This is a genomic window from Cupriavidus sp. 01L45, from assembly GCF_056399885.1.
On sequence record NZ_JBFTSG010000013.1, the window covers coordinates 42,230 to 62,478 of the forward strand.

The 20,249-nt window shown below is 64.4% G+C and carries 20 protein-coding genes and 1 tRNA gene; 8 read left to right on the forward strand and 13 right to left on the reverse strand.

What is annotated here, in order from left to right; all coding sequences use genetic code 11:
• Nucleotides 1-29 precede the first annotated feature (29 nt).
• The 5 genes from AC1DT6_RS11120 (at nt 30) to AC1DT6_RS11140 (ending at nt 4,670) form a co-directional block, all read left to right on the forward strand.
• Nucleotides 30-1,556 carry a M16 family metallopeptidase gene (locus AC1DT6_RS11120; protein ID WP_441627001.1) on the forward strand — a complete coding sequence of 509 codons (1,527 nt, stop codon included), beginning with the start codon at nt 30-32 and terminating at the stop codon, nt 1,554-1,556.
• A 20-nt stretch (nt 1,557-1,576) separates the two neighbouring features.
• Nucleotides 1,577-2,938, forward strand: coding sequence for a M16 family metallopeptidase (locus AC1DT6_RS11125; protein WP_477114676.1), 1,362 nt, complete (start codon nt 1,577-1,579; stop codon nt 2,936-2,938).
• A gap of 72 nt (nt 2,939-3,010) precedes the next feature.
• Nucleotides 3,011-3,664 carry a 16S rRNA (guanine(966)-N(2))-methyltransferase RsmD gene (rsmD, locus tag AC1DT6_RS11130; RefSeq protein ID WP_441627005.1) on the forward strand — a complete coding sequence of 218 codons (654 nt, stop codon included), beginning with the start codon at nt 3,011-3,013 and terminating at the stop codon, nt 3,662-3,664.
• Nucleotides 3,665-3,855: 191 nt separating this feature from the next.
• Nucleotides 3,856-4,341 carry a pantetheine-phosphate adenylyltransferase gene (gene coaD, locus AC1DT6_RS11135; protein ID WP_035861092.1) on the forward strand — a complete coding sequence of 162 codons (486 nt, stop codon included), beginning with the start codon at nt 3,856-3,858 and terminating at the stop codon, nt 4,339-4,341.
• A gap of 68 nt (nt 4,342-4,409) precedes the next feature.
• Nucleotides 4,410-4,670 (forward strand): YfhL family 4Fe-4S dicluster ferredoxin, encoded by a 261-nt coding sequence (locus AC1DT6_RS11140; RefSeq protein ID WP_035861094.1) that lies wholly within the window; start codon nt 4,410-4,412, stop codon nt 4,668-4,670.
• Between the two features lie 99 nt (nt 4,671-4,769).
• Here AC1DT6_RS11140 and pth read toward each other — a convergent pair whose 3' ends face one another.
• The 7 genes from pth to AC1DT6_RS11175 form a co-directional block, all read right to left on the reverse strand.
• Nucleotides 4,770-5,363: an aminoacyl-tRNA hydrolase gene (gene pth / locus AC1DT6_RS11145; protein WP_441627008.1), complete on the reverse strand. Its 594-nt coding sequence runs from the start codon at nt 5,361-5,363 to the stop codon at nt 4,770-4,772.
• Between the two features lie 334 nt (nt 5,364-5,697).
• The gene (locus AC1DT6_RS11150; protein ID WP_183032821.1) at nt 5,698-6,294 is read right to left on the reverse strand and encodes a 50S ribosomal protein L25/general stress protein Ctc; all 597 of its coding nucleotides are present in this window, start codon (nt 6,292-6,294) and stop codon (nt 5,698-5,700) included.
• 117 nt (nt 6,295-6,411) lie between these two features.
• Nucleotides 6,412-7,365 (reverse strand): ribose-phosphate pyrophosphokinase, encoded by a 954-nt coding sequence (locus AC1DT6_RS11155; protein ID WP_477114677.1) that lies wholly within the window; start codon nt 7,363-7,365, stop codon nt 6,412-6,414.
• 99 nt (nt 7,366-7,464) lie between these two features.
• Nucleotides 7,465-7,541: transfer RNA gene (locus AC1DT6_RS11160), tRNA-Gln, on the reverse strand.
• Nucleotides 7,542-7,601: 60 nt separating this feature from the next.
• Nucleotides 7,602-8,480, reverse strand: coding sequence for a 4-(cytidine 5'-diphospho)-2-C-methyl-D-erythritol kinase (gene ispE, locus AC1DT6_RS11165; protein ID WP_477114678.1), 879 nt, complete (start codon nt 8,478-8,480; stop codon nt 7,602-7,604).
• Nucleotides 8,477-9,091, reverse strand: coding sequence for a lipoprotein insertase outer membrane protein LolB (gene lolB / locus AC1DT6_RS11170; protein ID WP_045241344.1), 615 nt, complete (start codon nt 9,089-9,091; stop codon nt 8,477-8,479). Before lolB ends, ispE begins: the two co-directional genes overlap by 4 nt.
• Before the next feature lie 84 nt (nt 9,092-9,175).
• A complete protein-coding gene (locus tag AC1DT6_RS11175) occupies nt 9,176-11,068 on the reverse strand; it encodes a tetratricopeptide repeat protein (protein WP_441627014.1) in 1,893 nt (630 codons plus the stop codon).
• A gap of 139 nt (nt 11,069-11,207) precedes the next feature.
• Between AC1DT6_RS11175 and mutM the strand changes: the two genes are divergently transcribed.
• The 3 genes from mutM to mutY all read left to right on the forward strand — a co-directional run bounded on the left by mutM (nt 11,208) and on the right by mutY (nt 15,621).
• Nucleotides 11,208-12,122, forward strand: a complete 915-nt coding sequence (mutM, locus tag AC1DT6_RS11180) for a bifunctional DNA-formamidopyrimidine glycosylase/DNA-(apurinic or apyrimidinic site) lyase (RefSeq protein ID WP_441627016.1) — start codon at nt 11,208-11,210, stop codon at nt 12,120-12,122.
• A 273-nt stretch (nt 12,123-12,395) separates the two neighbouring features.
• On the forward strand, nt 12,396-14,339 hold the full coding sequence (locus AC1DT6_RS11185) for a dynamin family protein (protein WP_441627018.1): 1,944 nt from the start codon (nt 12,396-12,398) through the stop codon (nt 14,337-14,339).
• A 91-nt stretch (nt 14,340-14,430) separates the two neighbouring features.
• Nucleotides 14,431-15,621, forward strand: a complete 1,191-nt coding sequence (mutY, locus tag AC1DT6_RS11190) for an A/G-specific adenine glycosylase (RefSeq protein WP_441627020.1) — start codon at nt 14,431-14,433, stop codon at nt 15,619-15,621.
• Between the two features lie 28 nt (nt 15,622-15,649).
• Here mutY and AC1DT6_RS11195 read toward each other — a convergent pair whose 3' ends face one another.
• The 6 genes from AC1DT6_RS11195 to hpf all read right to left on the reverse strand — a co-directional run bounded on the left by AC1DT6_RS11195 (nt 15,650) and on the right by hpf (nt 20,210).
• Nucleotides 15,650-16,330, reverse strand: coding sequence for an LON peptidase substrate-binding domain-containing protein (locus AC1DT6_RS11195; RefSeq protein WP_441627022.1), 681 nt, complete (start codon nt 16,328-16,330; stop codon nt 15,650-15,652).
• 65 nt (nt 16,331-16,395) lie between these two features.
• Nucleotides 16,396-17,313 carry an RNase adapter RapZ gene (gene rapZ, locus AC1DT6_RS11200; protein WP_477102597.1) on the reverse strand — a complete coding sequence of 306 codons (918 nt, stop codon included), beginning with the start codon at nt 17,311-17,313 and terminating at the stop codon, nt 16,396-16,398.
• 117 nt (nt 17,314-17,430) lie between these two features.
• Nucleotides 17,431-17,799 (reverse strand): PsiF family protein, encoded by a 369-nt coding sequence (locus tag AC1DT6_RS11205; RefSeq protein ID WP_477114679.1) that lies wholly within the window; start codon nt 17,797-17,799, stop codon nt 17,431-17,433.
• A 173-nt stretch (nt 17,800-17,972) separates the two neighbouring features.
• On the reverse strand, nt 17,973-18,944 hold the full coding sequence (gene hprK, locus AC1DT6_RS11210; protein WP_006159437.1) for an HPr(Ser) kinase/phosphatase: 972 nt from the start codon (nt 18,942-18,944) through the stop codon (nt 17,973-17,975).
• Nucleotides 18,945-19,022: 78 nt separating this feature from the next.
• Complete coding sequence (gene ptsN, locus AC1DT6_RS11215; RefSeq protein WP_477114680.1) at nt 19,023-19,478, reverse strand: PTS IIA-like nitrogen regulatory protein PtsN; 456 nt, start codon at nt 19,476-19,478, stop codon at nt 19,023-19,025.
• 381 nt (nt 19,479-19,859) lie between these two features.
• Nucleotides 19,860-20,210, reverse strand: coding sequence for a ribosome hibernation-promoting factor, HPF/YfiA family (gene hpf / locus AC1DT6_RS11220; protein WP_006159435.1), 351 nt, complete (start codon nt 20,208-20,210; stop codon nt 19,860-19,862).
• Between the last annotated feature and the right edge of the window lie 39 nt (nt 20,211-20,249).

Below are 20,249 nucleotides of genomic sequence, written 5' to 3' on the forward strand. Positions count from 1 at the left end.
ATCGCCAAAATTCTAGCAGACGGGGTCGCATGAACCATTGTGCTGTCAGGTCCAGGTCGGGCGCCGCCCGTACCGCATCGCCTCTTGCCGGCGCCGGCGCTATTCGCCCGGCCGCTTTCTCCCGGCGCCTTATTCCCACCCTCCTGTTGATCGCCATGCCCTGGTTCGGCGCCGCTTACGCGCAGACCGGCGTGGTGGCGCCGCCGCTGTCCACCGGACAGGCCGCCGCGTCCCAAAACGCCGCGGCGGAGGCCAATACCACCGAATTCAAGCTGTCCAACGGCATGCGGGTCATCGTCAAGGAAGATCACCGCGCGCCCACCGTAGCACACCAGATCTGGTACCGCGCGGGCGGCATGGACGAGGTCAGCGGCACCACTGGCGTGGCGCACATGCTTGAACACATGATGTTCAAGGGTACACCAAAGGTCGGGCCGGGGGAGTTTTCCAAGCAGATAGCGGCGTTGGGTGGGCGCGAGAACGCACTGACCAACCGCGACTTCACCCTGTACTACCAGCAGATCAGCAAACAGTATCTGCCCAGGATGATGGAGCTCGAGGCCGACCGCATGGCCAATCTCATCATCAAGAAGGATGAGTTCGAGCGGGAGATGAAGGTCGTGATGGAAGAGCGGCGCCTGCGCACCGACGACTCCGCGCGCGGCACCGTCTACGAGCAGTTGCTGGCCACCGTGTTCACGGCGGCGCCCTACCGCCATCCCGTGATCGGCTGGCCGGCTGACCTCGTCAACATGCGCGTCGAGGACGTGCAGGCCTGGTACAAGAACTGGTACGTGCCCGACAACGCCCTGCTCGTCGTTACCGGCGACGTCACGGCGGCCGAGGTCAGGACGCTTGCTGAACGCATCTACGGCAAGCTCAAGGCGCGTCCCCTGCCGTTGCGCAAGGACCAGCTGGAGCCGGTGCAGAAGGGCATCAAGCGGATCTGGGTCAAGGCTCCCGCGGAGAACCCGTACATCGTGATGGCGTACAAGGTGCCGCGCCTGCACGATGTCGAGAAGGACGTCGATCCCTACGCGCTGGAGGTCCTGTCGGCCGTGCTGAACGGCTACGACAATGCCCGCCTGACGCGAGACCTGGTGCGCGAGCGCCGCATTGCCGACGACGTCAACGTGGGCTACGACAGCATCAATCGCGGCGAGTCCATCATGGTGCTCGATGGCACGCCGGCCAATGGCCACACCACCGAGGAGATCGAGCGCGCGCTGCGCGACGAGATCGCCCGCATCGCCCGCGAAGGGGTTTCGCCTGAAGAACTCAAGCGCGTCAAGGCGCAGGTCGTGGCGGCGCAGATCTACAAGCGCGACTCGGTGTTCGGCCAGGGCATGGAAATCGGCGTGGCCGAGATTTCAGGCATTTCCTGGCGCAAGCTCGACCGCATGCTGGAGAAGGTCAAGGAAGTCACGCCTGCGCAGGTGCAAGCGGTGGCCGGCAAGTACTTCAACGACGATAACCTGACCGTGGCGACCCTGCTGCCGCAACCCATCGACCCGAACAAGCCAAAGGCACCGGTTGACGCCGGCTCGCTCCGCTAAAGCCTTTCAGAGGACCGACGATGTCTCTCTTTGCCCCGACGATCCCGTCGCCGCGCGTGCTGCGCCGTATCGCAGGCGCTGCCTTCGGCGCGCTTGCCCTGATCGCTTCGCAGGCCGCGCTGGCTGCCATCCCGATCGAACAATGGACCACCTCTACCGGCGCCCGCGTGTATTTCGTGCGCAGCCCGTCCATCCCCATGCTCGACGTCAATATCGATTTCGACGCCGGCAGCCGCTATGACCCGCCGGGCAAGGCCGGCCTTGCCACGCTCGCGTCAGCCCTGCTCGACAAGGGCGCCGCCGCGCAGGACGGCCAGCCAGCGCGCAACGAAGCGCAGGTTGCCGACGCCTTCGCCGACACGGGCGCCGATTTCGGCGGTGCCGCCAGCAGCGATCGGGGCGGTATCGGCCTGCGCACGCTGACCTCCGAGCCGGAGCTCAGCCAGTCGCTTGCGCTGGCTGGTCAGTTGATCAAGGCCCCGGCCTACCCGGACACCGTGGTGGCGCGCGAGAAGCAACGCCTGATCACGGCGATCCGCGAGGCTGACACCAAGCCGGGGGTGATTGCCGACAAGATGGTGTCGAAGGCGATCTATCCCGCCCATCCGTATGGCGTTTCGCCGACCGCGGCGTCGGTCGAATCGATCACACGGGCCGATATCGAGCGTTTCTGGCGGGACAATTACGCGCCATCGCGTGCTGTCGTGACGCTGATCGGCGCCATCGACCGCAAGCAGGCCGAGACCATCGCCGAGCAGCTAACCCGCGGCCTGCCCGCGGGAGCCACGCCGCCTGCGATGCCGCCCGTGCAGCCAACGATCCCGGCTAGCGAGCAGCGAGTGCCGCATCCGGCGCAACAGGCCACCGTGACGATTGGCCAGCCCGCCATCGCGCGTGGCGATCCCGATTACTTCGCCCTGCTGGTAGGCAACTACGTCCTCGGCGGCGGTGGGTTCAGCTCGCGCCTGACCGATGAGGTACGGGAGAAGCGCGGCCTGACCTATGGTGTCGACAGCTACTTCGCCCCGGCCAAGCAGGCAGGGCCCTTCGGCATCGGCCTGCAAACCAAGAAGGCGCAGACCAACGAGGCATTGGCCCTGGTGCGCAAGGTGCTGGCGCAATACGTGGCGGAAGGCCCCACCGACGCCGAACTGAAGGCCGCCAAGGACAATCTCATCAATGGCTTCCCGCTGCGCATCGACAGCAACCGCAAGCTGCTGACCAATGTGGCCAATATCGGCTGGTACAGGTTGCCGCTGGACTACCTCGATACCTGGACCAGGCAGATCGGCAAGATCACGCGAGCCCAGGTCAAGGAAGCCTTCCAGCGTCACGTGCGTCCCGACGCCATGGCGACTGTGATCGTGGGCGGGCCGGAATGAGGGCGTGAGTGGTGCGGGCGCTTCGGTCCCTGGCGCTCGCGCGATCTGACCCGCAGGCTCTACAATCACGGCATGAATTCGCGTACCCGATCTCCCTCGCCCGCTGCCAGCGGGCGAAACTCTTCCCCCTCGCCGCGGCAGGCACCCGCGCAGGTCCGCATCATCGGCGGCAAGTGGAAGCGCACGCCGCTGCCCGTACTCCACGCCGAAGGGCTGCGTCCCACGCCCGACCGCGTGCGTGAAACTCTGTTTAACTGGCTCGGCCAGGACATGTCGGGGCTGGCCTGCCTCGACCTGTTTGCGGGTTCTGGGGCACTTGGCTTCGAAGCCGCTTCGCGCGGTGCGCGGCAGGTCACAATGGTGGAGGCCAACCCGCGCGTGGCCAAGCAATTGCGCGACAACCAGTATCGCCTCGACGCCCAGCAGATCCGGGTTGTGCAGGGTGATGCATTTGCTACGGCGGCGCAGATGCCGTCAGCGAGCTTCGACGTGGTTTTTCTCGATCCGCCGTTTGCCGAGGATTGGCTGGGCCCTGCGCTGGAGCATGCGGCACGGCTGTCGCGGCCGGGCGGTGCCGTCTATGTGGAAACCGATCGTGCGTTGACCGGCCCGGATGCCCCAGTGCCGGCGGCGCTGGAGATCGTGCGGCATGCCCGCGCGGGCGCGGTGCATTTCCATTTGCTGCAGCACAGGAATAATCGATTCGGGGGCGCGGACGCGGCATGACCGGCCATCGCACGCTAGATGCGGCACTGCCGCGAAAGCGTGTTGCAATGGCTTCCAAGTACCGCGTTTAGAGTTACACTACGCCGCTGTTGCCAACGCTCGTCACGCAGCCTTGGCCCCAGCCCTCAACCATAGCGGGCGGGGTCGATCGGTCCATCCAGGACCGGCAGCGGGCAGAATAAGGAGGAAGCATGGTCGTCGCGGTCTATCCCGGCACTTTCGACCCAATGACCCGGGGCCACGAGGATCTGGTGCGCAGAGCGTCCAATATCTTCGATGAACTCGTGGTCGGCGTGGCGTATAGCCCCAACAAGCGCCCATTCTTTTCGCTGGAAGAGCGCATAGGCATCGCTCGCGAAGTCCTGGGACACTATCCCAATGTGCGAGTCGAAGGTTTCTCCGGCCTGCTCAAGGATTTCGTGCGCAAGAACAATGCGCGGGTGATCGTGCGGGGTTTGCGTGCCGTCTCCGATTTCGAGTATGAGTTCCAGATGGCGGGCATGAACCGCTACCTGCTGCCGGACGTGGAAACCATGTTCCTGACGCCCTCGGACCAATACCAGTTCATCTCGGGCACGTTCGTGCGCGAGATCGCGGTGCTGGGCGGCGATGTCAGCAAGTTCGTATTCCCGTCGGTCGAGCGCTGGCTTCAGGAGAAGATTGCCAAACCGGAATAAAATAGAGCTTCGGGACATGTCGGCCGCGGCCAGTCGGGCGCGGGCATGTCTGGCTTAAAGGAAACACCATGGCACTGATGATCACCGACGACTGCATCAACTGCGACGTTTGTGAGCCCGAGTGCCCAAACGAAGCTATTTCGATGGGGCCCGAGATCTATGAGATCGACCCCAACAAATGCACGGAATGCGTCGGACACTTCGATGAGCCGCAATGCCAGCAGGTTTGCCCGGTGGCTTGCATCCCGAACGACCCCAACCGGGTCGAGACGCGCGATACCTTGATGCAGCGCTATCGTCTGCTGACGGCGGCCAAGCGGGTGGCTTGACGCGGGCATTGCGCCCTGCGGCACAAAAAAGCCCCGTCACCGAGAGGTGACGGGGCTTTTTTATTGGTCCGCCTGCGGTTTGCTGCTTGCGAAGCGCCTTCAGCGGGTGGTGTGCAACTCCAGCATGGCGCGTTCGTTTTCGCCCCTGGCCAGCAGCGCCAGCGGCGCCAGGCTACGGTCGATGGCTTCGTCGATGGCCTGCTGCTCCTCGCGGCGCGGCGGCTTCAATACATAATTGATCACATCCTCCCGCTCGCCGCCACCGCTTGCCGAGTTGCGCGGATGGCCCACGCCGATGCGCAGGCGCCAGTAGTCCTGCGTTGTCAGGTGCGCGGCAATGTCCTTGAGTCCGTTGTGGCCGCCGGCGCCGCCGCCGCGCTTGAGCTTGACGGTACCGGGCGGCATGTCCATTTCGTCGTGGGCTACCAGGATTTCGTCAGGCAGGATCTTGTAGAAACGCGCCAGCGATACCACTGACTGGCCGGAGCGGTTCATGAACGTGGACGGCTTGAGTAGCCAGATGTCCTGGTCCCATAGCCGCGCGCGCGCGGCCAGGCCGTGGAAGCGGCCTTCAACGCGCAGGGTGGCGCCGCCCATGCGGGCCAGTTGGTCGACCAGCCAGAAGCCGGCGTTGTGGCGGGTGGCTTCGTATTCCGCCCCGGGGTTGCCGAGACCGACGATGAGTTTGATCATGGGTTGGACTGCTTGGTTGGGAGGACTCAGGCGGATCTGACTGCGACTGCTTAACTGCAGTGTCATAGGCCTAAAAGCCTAAAATCAAAGGCAGTTTCACCACCCCTGCGGGGCGGCGACCTACTTTCTTGTCACGCCAAGAACGTAGGCAAAGAAGGCGCCCCATACGGGATGGGCAAACATTCACGGCTCGCTTCGCATCGCGCAGGGGCTGCCAGGGGCCAAGGATACTCGATTGGGCGCACGAAAAAAAACCGCCGGACGCGCCGGCGGTTTTTTCTTGCGGCTGCGAGAGCCGTCCTGTTGCACGTCCCGAAGGCCGCGTTCAGGGTACTCAGGCAGCAGGCGTTTCTTCGGCTGCAGCAACGCCGCCGGCCGGCAGCGAGATGCTGGCGATAGCAGGGTTTTCGTCGCCGTGGGTGATGGCGCTCACGCCCTTCGGCAGCTTCACGTCGGACAGGTGCAGGGTCTGGCCCAGTTCCGCGTTACCCAGGTCCACTTCGATGAACTCAGGCAGGTCGGCCGGCAGGCACGACACTTCCAGTTCGTTCAGGATGTGGTTGACGATGCCATGGCCCAGCTTCACGCCCGGGGCGTTTTCCTGGTTCATGAAGTGCAGCGGCACCTTGACGTGGATCTTGTCGGTGGCCGACACGCGCTGGAAGTCGACGTGCAGGACCAGCGGCTTGAACGGGTGCATCTGGAAAGCGCGCAGCAGGGCCTTTTCAGCCTTGCCTTCCACTTCGAGGTCGAGAATCGACGAGTGGAATGCTTCTTTCTTCAGCGCATGGAACAGCGCGTTGTGATCCAGTTCGATCATCTTGGGCTCGGCTGCGCCGCCATAGATGATGCCGGGGGTCTTGCCGGCGTTGCGCAGGCGGCGGCTCGCACCCGTTCCCTGTACGCTACGCTCGAAGGCTACTACTTTCATGATGACTCCAAATGTAAGAGGGCTGTCCGCGACCAGACAGCCCGATGAATCGCGCCTGCACCGTAACCGGGGTGTCCCCGAAAAACGGCCGCAAACGCGGTAAAGCCTTGAATTCTATCAGGAATCGGCAAACAGCGACATGATCGAGTCGCCCTTGACGATCCGGGTGAAAGTCTCCGCCAGCAGCGATGCGGTCGACAGTTGGCGAATCTTGCCGGACTGGATCGCATCGTCGCGCAGCGGAATGGTGTCGCACACCACCACTTCATCCAGTTCGGAGTCGGCGATACGGGCAGCCGCGCCGCCGGACAGCACCGGATGGGTACAGTAAGCGAATACCTTCAGCGCGCCGCGCTCCTTCAGTACCTGGGCGGCCTTGCACAGCGTGCCGCCGGTGTCGATCATGTCATCCATGATCACGCAGTTGCGGCCGTCGACTTCACCGATGATGTTCATCACTTCAGCCACTTTGGCSYKSGGACGRCGCTTGTCGATGATGGCCAGGTCGCAGTTCAGCTGCTTGGCCAGCGCACGGGCGCGCACCACGCCGCCGACGTCGGGCGAGACCACCAGCAGATTGCCGTAGTTTTTCTCGCGCAGGTCGCCCAGCAGAACCGGGGAGGCGTAGATGTTATCAACCGGGATATCGAAGAAGCCCTGGATCTGGTCGGCGTGCAGGTCCATGGTCAGGACGCGCTCGACGCCGGCGACTTCCAGCATATTGGCTACCACCTTGGCCGAGATCGCGACGCGCGCCGAACGCGGGCGGCGGTCCTGGCGGGCATAGCCGAAATAGGGCATGGCGGCAGTGATGCTGCGTGCCGAGGCGCGCTTGAGCGCATCGACCATCACCATCAGTTCCATCAGGTTGTCGTTGGTCGGCGCGCAGGTGGACTGCAGCACGATAACGTGCTTGCCGCGAACATTTTCCTGGATTTCAACTTGGACTTCGCCGTCGGAGAACCGGCCGACCTGGGCTTTCCCGAGCGGGATGCCGAGGTGCTGCACGACAGCCTCCGCGAGTTTGGGGTTGGCGTTGCCGGTAAAAACCATCAAGCCTTCGCTGCTCATTCGGTGCACCTGTCTTGCTGCTGGAGGGGGGAAAGATTGCTGCCGGCTAGTGCCGGCAGCTTTGTCGTGCGGGTCCATAAGGACACTATAGGAATGTAATGGCAGGGGAAGAAGGATTCGAACCTTCGAATGCCGGAATCAAAATCCGGTGCCTTGACCAACTTGGCGACTCCCCTACACAACCGGGCACGTCCATCGTCACATTCAACTGCCTGCGACGCCGAACGAAAAACTATTTATGCGAGCGTTGCGAGCGGGTGGTGCGATAAACTCTTCGCACACCTGCCATCCCATTCGGGAGGCAACCGGTCTAGTACCTGCTGCGCCGTTTGCGAATCGTTGAATCGCGCAAACACGCAGGCTCCGGAACCGGTCATCCTTGCATGGGGACTGTATTGTCTCAGCCATTCAAGGGCTCGGGCAACTTCGCCGAACTTCACTGTTGCTATCGCTTCCAGGTCGTTGCGACCGAAACCGAACTTGTTTGTGCATCCAGTGAAGTCCGCTATTATGCTGATGGGCGTATCCCTTGTCAAGCGCTCGTCCGAAAAAATTGCAACGGTAGGAACATGCTGGCGCGGGTGGATGATCACGAACCAGCTTTCGGGCAACGCGACCGTCGTCAGTTCCTCGCCAACACCCTCGGCGAAGGCGTTTTCCCCATGCAGGAAGAACGGCACGTCCGCGCCCAGCGCGAGGCCGATGCGCTTGAGTTCATCGCGGTCCAGGTGCAGCCCCCACAGGTGGTTCAGGGCCAGCAGCGTGGTGGCCGCATCCGAAGAGCCGCCGCCAATGCCGCCACCCATCGGCAGCCGCTTGGCGATGGCGATGTCGGCGCCAAAGCGGGTTCCGCTGGCCTGCTGCAGCGCCCGTGCGGCGCGCACGATCAGGTCGGTCTCGGCCGGGACGCCGGCTACCTCGGTGGTGCGCTCGATGCGGCCATCTTCGCGGCGGTGGAAGTCCAGCGTATCGCTCCAGTCCACCAGTTGGAACACCGTCTGCAACATGTGATAGCCATCGTCACGACGCCCGGTCACGTGCAGGAAGAGATTCAGCTTGGCGGGAGCGGGGCAGCCGCGCAGTTCAGCGGGGGGCAGGGTACGGGCAGTATTCATTGCGCTTGCTCCGGATCGATCACAAGGCGCACGGAGAGCGGGCTGCCGTCGCCATCGCGTGCCAGGTCGATACGGCGCGGCAGCGCCGTGGCTGCGGTTGCCGCGGCAGGGGTTTCCTGCCACGCCACATAGCGTACTGTCCAGCCGTTCTGCGCCAGGGTGGCCAGCCGCCCGCTATCGTCGCGGGTGGTGCGCGCCGGGCTGCCCGGCGCGGGGCGCGCGTGCAGCCAGTCGCGCATGCCGGCCACCGGCAGCGAGAAGCCAAGCGCCTCTTCCAGCAGGGTATCCACCTCAGGCGCATTGCGCGGGGGCTGGTTGGGGAGGTCGAGCGTCGCGCCGGAAGGGGTGGACGTGACCACGGCAAGGGTCTGCCCCAGCGGCGAGATCAGGTCCAGCCGCACGTTGCGGCCTTGCTCGTGCCATTGAAAGCTGCCCTGTACGCCTTCCTCGCGGCCGTAGCGCACGTAGTTGGCGGCGAAGCGTCCGCTGAGGTCGCGCGCCCTGGCGGTCTCGCCGGCGTCGAACTGCCGCGTTGGCGTGATGCTGGCGCAGGCGGCAAGCCAGACGGGGGCGCTCAGGCAGAGCAGGGCTAGGCGTCGGGATTTATGCATGTAGTCTTGCGCCCGCACCGGCGCAGCCGGGCGCCGGGCGTCCGGCCCGGCGGAGGTTTGCGGGCTGTCGGATGAATCGGGAGATTACTTGAGCGCGGAGAGCGGCACGTTATAGCGCCGCAGCGTGTCGATCAGGATGACGTTGTCCGGCTCGATCTTGGCGGCTTCGTTCCAGGTCTTGCGTGCTTCATCCTGCTGGCCGAGTTGCCACAGCACCTCGCCCAGGTGGGCACCGATTTCCGCTTCGGGCGCCTTGGCGTAGGCGTTCCGGAGCAGTTCGGCAGCTGGCTGCAACTGGCCCAGGCGGAATTTGACCCAGGCCAGGCTATCCATGATGTAAGGATCGTCCGGTCCCAGCGCGGAGGCCTTCTCCAGCAACTGGAGGGCTTCCGGCAGGCGCACGTTACGGTCCGCAAGGGAGTAGCCGAGCGCGTTGTAGCCCTGCTTTGCGTCGGGCTGCATCGCGATCACCCGGCGCAGCCGCTTTTCCATGCTGTCGTAGCGCTTCTCGCGCTCGTCGAGCATGGCCAGCTCGTAGACCCAGTCCGAATTGTCGGGCTCGGCAGCGACGCGCTCCTCCAGCACCTTGCGGGCGCGGTCGTAGGCTTTGGCATCGATCAGCATGCCAACCTCGGCCTGCCGGATCGCGGTCATGCGCTGCGCGCGCTGGTCGGGCTCGGCGATATCCTCGGCATCGGCCAGCATATCGTTGAACACGGCCTGTGCGTCGTCGAGCTTGCCCATGCGCCCAAGCAGCTGGGCGCGCTTGACGGCGGCCGCGGGCGCCAGGCGGCTGTCGTCGATGCGGTCGAGCCACGCAACGGCGGCGGGGTAGTCCTTCTTTTCCTCGGCGATCTGCGCCAGGTACTGGTAGGCGATATCGGGGCTGGCGGCCGGCACCTGCTCGGCCAGTTGCAGATACTCTTTCAGGTACTGCTCAGCTTCGTCATAGCGTTTGGACTGCAGGCTGGTCAGGCCAAGGGCGAGCGGCACGCGCGGGTCCTTGGGCGCTATCTTGCGCAGGGTCTCGAACTCGGCGCGGGCGGCTTGCAGGTCGTTCTGCTGCAAGTACAGGCGCGCCAGCGTGATATGGCCGTTGACCGAAGCAGGGGCCTTGCCGACGAACGACTTCAGGCCGGCGATGGCCTCGTCCGGTGCGCTGTCGGCGCGCAATTCGGCCGCCATCAGCGCGGCGGCTTCATAGTCGGGGCGGATGCGCTGGGCTTCGTCGAGTTCGGCCAGGGCGCCGGGAATGTCGTTGGCGGCTTCCTTGGCGCGGGCCAGGGCAAGGTGGGTTTCGGCAGAGCGGGCGTCGCTCGCTGTCAGGCGCTGCAGCAGGGCGGCGGCACCGGCGGGATCGCTGGTTCGCGAAAGCTGCTGCTGCATCTGCAGGATCGCCTCCGGCCGGTGGCTTGGCGGCACGCCATTGAGCTGCAGGGCCAGCAAGGGTTCGGCTTCGTCCCAGCGGCCGCTCAGGACCAGCAGGGTGGAAAGGACTTGCCGCGCACCAGCCGATGTGGGCGCGAGTTCGGTCCACAGGCGCGCAGCGTCGAGCGCTTGCTGCGCGCTACGTGCATTGAAGGCGATCTCGGTGGCGCGCTGGGCAAAGCGCGGGTCGCGCGTATTGCGGGCCAGTTCCAGGTAAGTCTGGTAAGCCGGACCGACCACGCCGCGCTGGGCCGAGATTTCCGCCGCCAGGACCCGGTACAGGATGTCGGCGCTCAGCGGCACCGCCGGCAGCGGCATCTTCGGCGGCAACGGGTTCGAGCGGACTGGCGTGATGGCTTCCGCCGCCACCTTCATCGCGGGCCTGCCCTCCGGGGGCGCGGCATGGCTGGCAAGCGGCGCCATGGCGCAGACCGCAAGCGCGGCCGCAGCCGTGGCTGCGAGCCTGTGACGCAGCGGCCGCCGGGTAGAGCGCCGGGTAGGAAGAATTTGAGCGATGGTCATCGGGGTACGGTCCAGGCGGTCCGACATGTGGGTGGGTGCTCCAGCACTCAATGCGATGGGAATGTTAAAGGCATTGTAGCCTGCCGCTACAATGCCTTGCTGATCCGCATGGCACCAGTATGACTGGGTCTCTGGCGGTTGGAGTGGCACAAAAGGGAGAGGTTCGATGCCAGAGTTGCCGGAGGTCGAAGTGACCCGCCGCGGCTTGCTGCCGCACGTGGTGGGGCGGCGCATAGCCGACGTGGTGGTGCGCCATCGCGGCCTGCGCTGGCCGGTTGAACCGGATATCGAGTCACAACTGACCGGCCGGGTGATCGCTCGCATCGAACGGCGCGGCAAATACCTGCTGCTGGAGTGTGTGCGCCAGGCTGCGGCCAGCCTTTTTCCGGATGGCTCTCCTTGCCTGCCGCCAGTAGATGACCGGGGCTGGCTGCTGATCCACCTCGGCATGACGGGTACCTTGCGGGTGCTGCCGCAAGCGCCGCCGGCGGGCAGTCACGATCACCTCGACCTGATCCTCGCGGACCCCGCCGACACGCACGCCGATACCGGCACCAGCCTGGTGCTTCGTTTTCGCGACCCGCGCCGCTTTGGCGCTGTGCTCTGGAGCCCGCTCGAAGAGTCGCAGTTGCCAACACATCCGCTGCTGCGCAACCTTGGCGTCGAGCCTTTCGATCCGCGCTTCGACGGAGCCTGGCTGTACCGCCTCGGGCGCGGGCGCAGCGCAGCCATCAAGACGGTGCTCCTGGCGGGAGACATCGTGGTGGGCGTAGGCAATATCTATGCGTCGGAGAGCCTGTTTGCCGCCGGCATCCGTCCCACCACGCCGGCTGGCCGGCTCTCCCTGGCGCGCTGTGAACGCCTTGCCGTCGCGGTGCGGGACACGCTGGCCCGTGCCATCGAGCGCGGCGGCAGCACGCTGCGCGACTTCGTCGGCAGCGATGGCAGCAGCGGCTACTTCCAGCTGGATTGCGCCGTGTATGACCGTGCCGGGCATCCCTGCCGGGTCTGCGGCACCACTATCCGGCAGATCGTCCAGGGACAGCGCTCGACTTTCTATTGCCCTACCTGCCAGCGCTGAAACCGCGCCGCCCTCCTCAAGGCCGACGCCGCACCGAAGTGTTTATTGAGTAACTTCCCGATGCTGTTGCACCGGGCCGATGGGCCGGCGCAACAGCGAGGCCCGCAGGCGACTCGAATTTCACAAAAATCCCCCGGAAACCTGTATCTTCAACAAAGTAAAAAAGTGTTACAAAGACACCATGWCACCGCCCGGGTGCAGGCTATCGGACATCAAGACGCCAGGCCTGCAGCGCCGTCGCGGGGGCTTTTCGCCAAGCCGATCCCAGTGCCAATGACAACCCTCGCCCTTCAATTCGAACAATACGGCGCCTGGAGAACCGGGGTGCTCAATTCCCTGGCCGAATTCCGCTCCTGGCTGCAGCAGCACGATCTCTACGACGCCCAGGCCGACGAACGCGTCCAGCGCATCCAGGGCGTGCTCAAGAGCGACCGGCTCAAGGTAGCCTTCATCGCGGAGTTCTCGCGGGGCAAGAGCGAACTGATCAACGCCATTTTCTTTGCAGACTATGGCCGGCGCATCCTGCCGTCATCCGCCGGGCGCACCACGATGTGCCCGACCGAGCTGCGCTACGACGAGGCCGAGGCGCCGTGCATCCGCCTGCTGCCGATCGAGACGCGCCTGCAGGAAGCCTCCACTGCTGATTTCCTCGACGTCGACGCGCACTGGCATACCGTGCCGCTCGATCCCTCGTCGCCGGATGGGATGCTCGATGCGTTCCGGCACGTGATCGAGACCAACCGCGTCACCCGGGAGATGGCGGAATCGCTCGGCTTGTATAACGAGAACGATCCCGACGCCGCCTACGCGCTCGATGCCGACGGCATGGTGGAGATTTCCCGCTGGCGCCATGCAGTTATCAATTTCCCGCATCCGCTGCTGCGCCAGGGTCTGGTAATCCTTGACACACCGGGTCTCAACGCGATCGGCACCGAGCCGGAACTGACATTGCGCCTGATTCCGGAGGCGCATGTCGTGGTGTTTATGCTCGCCGCCGATGCCGGCGTGACCAAGAGCGACCTGGATCTCTGGCGCAGCCATGTTAGCGCGGGCCACCGCAAGGGCTGCCTGGCGGTGCTGAACAAGATCGACGGTCTGTGGGACCCGCTCAAGTCGCCGGCCGAGACCGCGGCCGAGATTACGCGCCAGGTCACCAACAGCGCCCAGGTGCTGGGGATCGACGAGTCGCGCGTCTATCCGGTGTCGGCGCAGAAGGGCCTGGTGGCCAAGGTCACGCACGATGACGACTTGCTGGCGCGCAGCGGCCTGCCGCAATTCGAACATGTTCTGTCGGATCAACTGATTCCACAGCGGCGTGAGATCGTCGCCGACCAGGTACAGCGCTCGGTGGAGGAAATGACGCGTGGCGCGCAGCAACTGCTGCAGAGCCGCCGCCGCAGCATCGTCGAGCAGTTGTTCGAGTTGCGCGGCCTGCGCGGCAAGAACCACGCGATGGTCAAGCACATGCTGATGCGTGTGCAGTCCGAAAAGGAAGAGTTCGAGCAGAGCATCGCCAAGTTCCAGGCGCTGCGTCTTGTGTTCGGACGTCACAGCGCCGATATCATCAAGAGCCTGCAACTGCGCGACGTGCGCCGCACCATGCGCGAGCGCCGCGAGCAGATGAAGGAGCGCTTCTTCTCGCGCGGCATGCGCGAGGACATGGACGGGCTGTTCGCCCGGCTAGGCGAACTGGTCAGCGAGGCTGACCAGAAGATCGTCCAGCTACACCAGCTCACCGACAGCATGTACCGCCGCTTCAATGCCGAGCACGGCTTCACGTTGCCGGCGCCGATCCAGTTTGTCACCGCGCGCTACGTGAGCGAACTGCAGCAGACGCTGGCACTGGCCCAGACGCACTTCGGCGCCATGAGCATGCTGACCCGCTCGCGTCCGCAACTGGTGCAAAGCGCGTTCTCCACTGTTGCAAGCCGCGTGCTGGAAACCTTCCGCGATCTCAACCGCGATATCGAGATCTGGCTCAAGTCAGTGATGACGCCGCTGGAGGCGCAGGTACGCGAGCATCAGAAGCAACTGCGTCGCCGGGTCGACTCGATCGAGCGCATCCACGAGGCGACCGACACGCTGGAAAGCCGCATCGCGCAGCTGGAGGAAGTGCTGAACGGGCTGGACGAGCGCAGCGGACGCATCGAATCCTTCTCCCGGCAGATCCTGCGGCCTGACGCCGAAGACGGCCAGCTCAGGGCCGTCGCCGCCTGAAGCACGGCTGGCGCGCGGTGCCGGAGGCGGCAAGGCGGTATCATGACGCGCCGCCGCTTCCGGCGCTTCCGCCTTTTCCGTCACGTTCCCGATGCCCCGCAAGCCAGCCGCTACTCCCGCCGTTTCTTCCACCGATCTTTCCCTGGCCGCCGTTCCCGCCGTTCCCGCCGTTCCCGCCGATTTCGCCACGCGCGTGGTGGATTGGCAGCGCCTGCACGGGCGCCATGACTTGCCGTGGCAGAACACCCGCGACCCTTACCGGATCTGGTTGTCGGAGATCATGCTGCAGCAGACCCAGGTCAGCGCGGTGATCGAGTATTTCCAGCGTTTCGTCGGCCGCCTGCCTACCGTTGCCGCTCTGGCGGAGGCTAGCGCGGACGAGGTGATGGCGCTCTGGGCAGGGCTTGGCTATTACTCGCGCGCGCGCAACCTGCACCGCTGCGCCAAGAGCGTGATGAGCGAGCACGGCGGCGTGTTTCCTACCGATCCCGAGGTGCTGGTGACGCTGCCCGGCATCGGCCGCTCGACCGCGGCGGCCGTGGCCGCCTTCAGTGTTGGCGTGCGATCCCCCATCCTGGACGGCAATGTCAAGCGCGTCTTCGCTAGGTTCTTCGGCATCCACGGCCATCCGGGCGTCAAGGCGGTGGAGAACCGCATGTGGCAAATCGCGGAGGAGGTGTTGCCCCCGAAGGGGCCTGGACAGGCCGAGGACATGGTGTCCTATACCCAGGGCGTAATGGATCTCGGCGCCACCGTCTGTTCGCGCGGCAAGCCGGCCTGCCTTGCTGCCGCGGCGTCGTGCCCGCTGGCCAGCGACTGCGTGGCGCGCCGGGACGGCCTGACCGCCGCGCTGCCCACGCCGAAACCGCGTGCCGCCATTCCCGAGCGCAGCACCGTCATGCTGCTGGTCCGGCGCGGCCGTGAAGTCCTGCTGGCGTTGCGACCCGACAGCGGCATCTGGGGCGGCCTCTGGAGCCTGCCTGAAATGCCGGTGGATACCGTGCCCTTCGATGCCGAACTGGCCGAAGACGCCGCCCGCGAACGCGCCCGCGATTTCGGCACGCCCGGCACCGCCAGCATGGTCGGCGAACTCACCCACGTCTTCACCCACTTCCGCCTGCTGATCCGCGCCATCCGCGTGGACGTCACCGGCCTGAGCGCCCACGACGCAGCCGATGGCACTCCGCTACGCTGGCTCTCGCTGGACGATCTCGATGCGGTGGGCACACCGGCACCGGTGCGCAAGCTGCTCGAAGCACAGGCGCTGGGGGGATTGTTCTAAAGCTAAAGCCCTTTGCCGCGTGGGAGGCTCAGAGAATATGGTGTTGACGCATGTACTTGTGCACGATCTCGATCCGCATCCCCGCGTCCGGCAGCGCCATCAGCATCTGCTTGGCCTTGAGCGGCACGGGCAGCAACTCGCATAGCCGATTGGCCACCCAGCTCGGGTCATCCCACAGGAACGGCTCTGCAAACGGAAGCTTGCCCGGATGCTCCGCGTGGAGCGAGGCGACGATACGGCGCAGCACAGCAAGGCATTCGCCCAGCAGTTCAAGCTTGCAGTCGATGATGTCGGGCGGCAGCAATTCCGCCTGACCCACCAGCAAACCATCGGCGCGCACACTGTGGCCTATCAGCCGGAAGCGCTGGCGCCCGCGCGCACTGATCAGCAGCACGCCAAGCTGCTCCATATTGCAGTCGACGATATCCGCCAGGCAGCCGATGGTCTCGGGCATGGTGGGTTCATTGGGGCGGGCGACCTCGTTGCCGCTGGCGATCAGGCAGACGCCGAAAGGTGTGTGATCGCGCATGCAAGCGCGCACCATATCCACATAGCGTGCTTCAAAAACGCGCAGCGGCAGCAGGCCATCCGGAAAGAGTACGGTGTGCAGCGGAAACAGCGGCAGGCCATCCAGCGCAGGCGGTACCGACGATGTACCGGACGAAGCGGTGGTCGAAGCGGATGAGCCGGGCGTGGCGTGTGAGGACATGCTGAGCCAGCAGAGTTTCGGGCGGGAATTGCCGAGCCTGGCCGCGAAACCTGCAGCTGCGGCCTTCAGCCGCCGGGTGCGAGCTCGCGGTGTCTCACCAGCACATTACCATGGGCGCGAAAATAGTTGGCAAGTCTTTCAGCGATGTACACGGAGCGGTGCTGGCCGCCCGTGCAGCCAATGGCGACGGTCAGGTAGCTGCGATTGTCCGCGATGAAACTTGGCAGCCACTTTTCCACGTAGGCGCGGATGTCATCGGCCATGGCCAGCACCATCGGCTGGCTCTGCAGGAAGTCGATCACGGGCTCGTCGCGTCCGGTCAGCGGGCGCAGGGCCAGGTCGTAGTAGGGGTTGGGCAGCGAGCGGACATCGAACACCAGGTCGGCATCGCTGGGCACGCCGTGCTTGAAGCCAAACGATTCGAACAGCAAGGTGAGTTTCAGGTCATCGCCGCGCACGAATTCCTTGATCCACGCGCGCAGCGTATTGGTGCGCACGTTGCTGGTGTCGATACGGTGCGCGGCCTCCGCCAGCGGGCTGAGCAGCTCGCGCTCCATCTCGATGGCTTCGATCAGGGACGTGTCGTTGTATGGCGCATCGAGCGCATTGTCTGCAACGCCCGCAGGTTCGGCATTGGCCGAGAGGGTCGCCTTGTCGATACGCATCGACAGCGGGTGGCGCCGCCGCGTTTCCGAGTATCGCTGCACCAGCGCATCCGTATTGGCGGTCAGGAAAACCACCCGGACCTGGTGTTCGGAGGCGAGGTTGCGCAGCGTGCCGGGCAATTCGTCCAGCGATTCGCGGCTGCGGATGTCGGTAGCGACGCCAAGATGGGTGTAACCCTGGCTTGCGAGATACTGGGCCAGCGCCGGAATAAACTGAGCCGGCAGGTTGTCAACGCAGTAGTAACCTGCGTCTTCCAGTACGTTCAAGGCAACGGATTTGCCGGAGCCGGAGATTCCGGTGATAAGTATGATGCGCATAGCACGACAAGCATAACATCAGGTGATGACGCCGTCATGACGGCGAGGCGCCAACAAAAATGGCGAACCGAAGGGTTCGCCATTTTCGCATGTCCGCATGCTAAGTGACGCGGGGGCTTACTTGGAGAGGCACTCGCTCATGAAGGCTTTGCGCTCGTCGCCCTTCTTGCCGGTAGCGTCCTTGTTGCACGCCGTCATCTTTTCCTGCTGGCTGTTCTTGGCGGGAGCGGCGGCGGGTTTGTTGGAGAGGCAGTCGCTCATGAAGGCCTTGCGCTCGTCGCCCTTCTTGCCGGCGGCCTGCGTATTGCAGGCCTTCATCTTGTCCTGTTGGGAGTTTGTCGCCGCGGGCGCCGCCGGTGCTGCCGGTTTTGCGGACGTTGCGGGTGCCGCGGGCGTTGCGGTTGCTGCGGCCGGTGCATTCTGGGCGAAGGCGCCGCTGGCGAAAAGCGGGGCTACCAGCACGCACATCGCGATCATTCTCTTCATGCTTGCTCTCCTGGCTGTGGAAAACTTCATGGCTGCTGGCCATGTCGGCGCGGCAACTCGGGCTGGGCTCAATGTCCATTACTGCACAAAACGGCCTGTGCCCCAAACGCGTTGACGACGGAAGCGCGGACGAATGCAATCAATTGAAACAGCCCAGGCACGGCGCTGGCTGCCTAGAGTAGCCGGCCCTGGCCCCGCGATGCCACATCGGCTTGCATCGCGGCGCGCTGGCGGTCCATGAAATCGCGCAGCGTGTCGATGCCGCGCAGGCGCAGGATGGTGTTGCGGACGGCGGCCTCGACCAGCACGGCGAGATTTCGGCCGGCCGCCACCTGGATCTTGACCATGTGGATGGGCAGGCCGAGCACATCCAGATACTGGGAATCCAGCGGCAGGCGTTCGAATTCGCCGTCGTTGCGGCGCACCAGCTGCACCACCAGTTTCAGCTTCATCTTCCGGCGCACCGCGGTCTCGCCAAAGATCGTCTTGATGTCGAGCAGGCCCAGGCCGCGCACTTCAAGCAGGTTTTGCAGCAGGGGCGGGCAGCGGCCTTCAATGAAATCGGGTCCGAGCCGGACAAAATCCACGGCATCGTCCGCCACCAGCCCATGTCCGCGTGAAATCAGCTCCAGGCCGAGCTCACTCTTGCCCAGGCCGGATTCACCCATCACCAGCACGCCCATGCCGAGGATGTCGAGGAATACGCCGTGCATGGTCACGCGTGGCGCGGAAATGCGCGACAGGTAGAGGCGCAGGTGATCGATCACCGCCGCCGAGGACACCGGCGTAGTGAACAAGGGCGTGGAGGAACGCGTGCAGCGCAGTTCCAGGTCGGGCGGTGGCTCCATGCCGTCGGCAATCACCAGGAAGGGCGGTTCCAGCAGGATCAGCTCACCCATCTGGCGCTTGCGCATCTCGTCGTCGAGACGCTGGTAATACGTGATCTCGGGCTTGCCCAGGACCTGGATCCGGTTCGGGTGGATCAGGTTCAAGTGGCCGACGAGATCGGCCGCGGAAGTGGCTTCACGTGCGAACTCGACATCGAACGCCCGGTCGGCGCCTTCCAGACCGGCTACCCAGGAGAGTTTGATATCGGCTGCGTTGTCGTCGAAGATCGACTGCGAGGTGACGCCAGTGAGTTCCATGCGGGTGCTTTCAGGAGCGAGCTTTCAGACAGCGGGGACAATTGCCCCGCTCGCCTGCGTAAAGATCGCCGAGGCCGGTCAGGGGTGCCATTGCGTCAGCAACTGGTGCACGTCATCGGGGGTGGGCAGGGTAGCCAGTCCTTCGCGCATCTCGCGGTCGGACAGCAGCTGGGCGATCTCCGAGAGAATCTCCAGATGTTGCTGGGTGGCCTGTTCGGGCACCAGCAGGAAGATCAGCAGCGCTACCGGCTTGCCGTCGGGAGATTCGAAGGGGATCGGCTCGGCCAGGCGCATGAAGGCGRCAAGTGGCTGCTTCAGTCCCTTGATGCGGCCATGCGGAATGGCAACCCCGGCGCCAAGACCAGTGGACCCCAGCGATTCGCGGGCGAACAGGTTGTCGGTCACGGTAGCGCGCGCCACGCCATGGTTGTTCTCGAAGAGGAGCCCGGCCTGTTCGAACACGCGCTTCTTGCTGGTGACGCTGACGTCGAGGTTGATGTTGCCGGGTGGCAGCAATTTAGCCAAACGATTCATGTGGAATGCGCAGGGTTTTCTAGTAAGCAGGCCCGGGGCCGGGAGGCATCGCGCCGGGCAAAAAAGAAGAAAAAACCAAGGTCCGAAGTTTCACCGGGTGTCCCCCTGCCGGTGTCGGGCGTCTGGCCATTATAGAGCAGGCCCGCCCCCGCCTTGTGCATTGCAATACCCGATGCGCGGAAGCGGTGCCGCGTGCACGGAAAAATCGTTGAGCTTGAGAACTATGTATTGCACAGCATACACCGGTCCATATGCGTTGCGGAATCCCCCGCGTGGTCCCGGATGAGCGCCAGGAACGAAAAAGCCGCGCTATGGGCGCGGCTTGATTCCGGTTTCAAGGGAGTGACACCGGCGGCCCGGTCTGTGGGCCACCAGGCACGGTCATTGCTGCATCTGCGATGCGGCCATCTGATACTTGACCGCTTCGCGGTCGTGGCTTTGCACGCGATCCTTATGGCGAATCACCTGCCGGTCGAGCTTGTCGACGAGCGCGTCGATAGCGGCATACAGGTCTTCATGATGCGCTTCGACAAAGATGTCCTTGCCCTTGAGATGTAGATTGATTTCCGCGTACTGCCGCCGGTCCTTTTCTTTTGTATTGTCGACAGAGAGCAGCACACTTACGCCAATGACTTGATCAAAATGCCTGACGATACGCTCCAGTTTCGTTTCCACGTACTCACGCAGCGGGGGCGTGATGTCCAAGTGGTGTCCACTGATCTTGAAGTTCATAGCGTTTCTCCTTCTGAAAGAGTTGCACCAGGCAGGCGA

What these genes read in the sequence shown, in the direction of transcription:
- AC1DT6_RS11120 (WP_441627001.1), top strand. Translation starts at nt 30, where the DNA reads ATGAACCATTGTGCTGTCAGGTCCAGGTCGGGCGCCGCCCGTACCGCA.
- AC1DT6_RS11125 (WP_477114676.1), top strand. Translation starts at nt 1,577, where the DNA reads ATGTCTCTCTTTGCCCCGACGATCCCGTCGCCGCGCGTGCTGCGCCGT.
- rsmD (WP_441627005.1), top strand. Translation starts at nt 3,011, where the DNA reads ATGAATTCGCGTACCCGATCTCCCTCGCCCGCTGCCAGCGGGCGAAAC.
- coaD (WP_035861092.1), top strand. Translation starts at nt 3,856, where the DNA reads ATGGTCGTCGCGGTCTATCCCGGCACTTTCGACCCAATGACCCGGGGC.
- AC1DT6_RS11140 (WP_035861094.1), top strand. Translation starts at nt 4,410, where the DNA reads ATGGCACTGATGATCACCGACGACTGCATCAACTGCGACGTTTGTGAG.
- pth (WP_441627008.1), bottom strand. Translation starts at nt 5,363, where the DNA reads ATGATCAAACTCATCGTCGGTCTCGGCAACCCCGGGGCGGAATACGAA.
- AC1DT6_RS11150 (WP_183032821.1), bottom strand. Translation starts at nt 6,294, where the DNA reads ATGAAAGTAGTAGCCTTCGAGCGTAGCGTACAGGGAACGGGTGCGAGC.
- ispE (WP_477114678.1), bottom strand. Translation starts at nt 8,480, where the DNA reads ATGAATACTGCCCGTACCCTGCCCCCCGCTGAACTGCGCGGCTGCCCC.
- lolB (WP_045241344.1), bottom strand. Translation starts at nt 9,091, where the DNA reads ATGCATAAATCCCGACGCCTAGCCCTGCTCTGCCTGAGCGCCCCCGTC.
- AC1DT6_RS11175 (WP_441627014.1), bottom strand. Translation starts at nt 11,068, where the DNA reads ATGTCGGACCGCCTGGACCGTACCCCGATGACCATCGCTCAAATTCTT.
- mutM (WP_441627016.1), top strand. Translation starts at nt 11,208, where the DNA reads ATGCCAGAGTTGCCGGAGGTCGAAGTGACCCGCCGCGGCTTGCTGCCG.
- AC1DT6_RS11185 (WP_441627018.1), top strand. Translation starts at nt 12,396, where the DNA reads ATGACAACCCTCGCCCTTCAATTCGAACAATACGGCGCCTGGAGAACC.
- mutY (WP_441627020.1), top strand. Translation starts at nt 14,431, where the DNA reads ATGCCCCGCAAGCCAGCCGCTACTCCCGCCGTTTCTTCCACCGATCTT.
- AC1DT6_RS11195 (WP_441627022.1), bottom strand. Translation starts at nt 16,330, where the DNA reads ATGTCCTCACACGCCACGCCCGGCTCATCCGCTTCGACCACCGCTTCG.
- rapZ (WP_477102597.1), bottom strand. Translation starts at nt 17,313, where the DNA reads ATGCGCATCATACTTATCACCGGAATCTCCGGCTCCGGCAAATCCGTT.
- AC1DT6_RS11205 (WP_477114679.1), bottom strand. Translation starts at nt 17,799, where the DNA reads ATGAAGAGAATGATCGCGATGTGCGTGCTGGTAGCCCCGCTTTTCGCC.
- hprK (WP_006159437.1), bottom strand. Translation starts at nt 18,944, where the DNA reads ATGGAACTCACTGGCGTCACCTCGCAGTCGATCTTCGACGACAACGCA.
- hpf (WP_006159435.1), bottom strand. Translation starts at nt 20,210, where the DNA reads ATGAACTTCAAGATCAGTGGACACCACTTGGACATCACGCCCCCGCTG.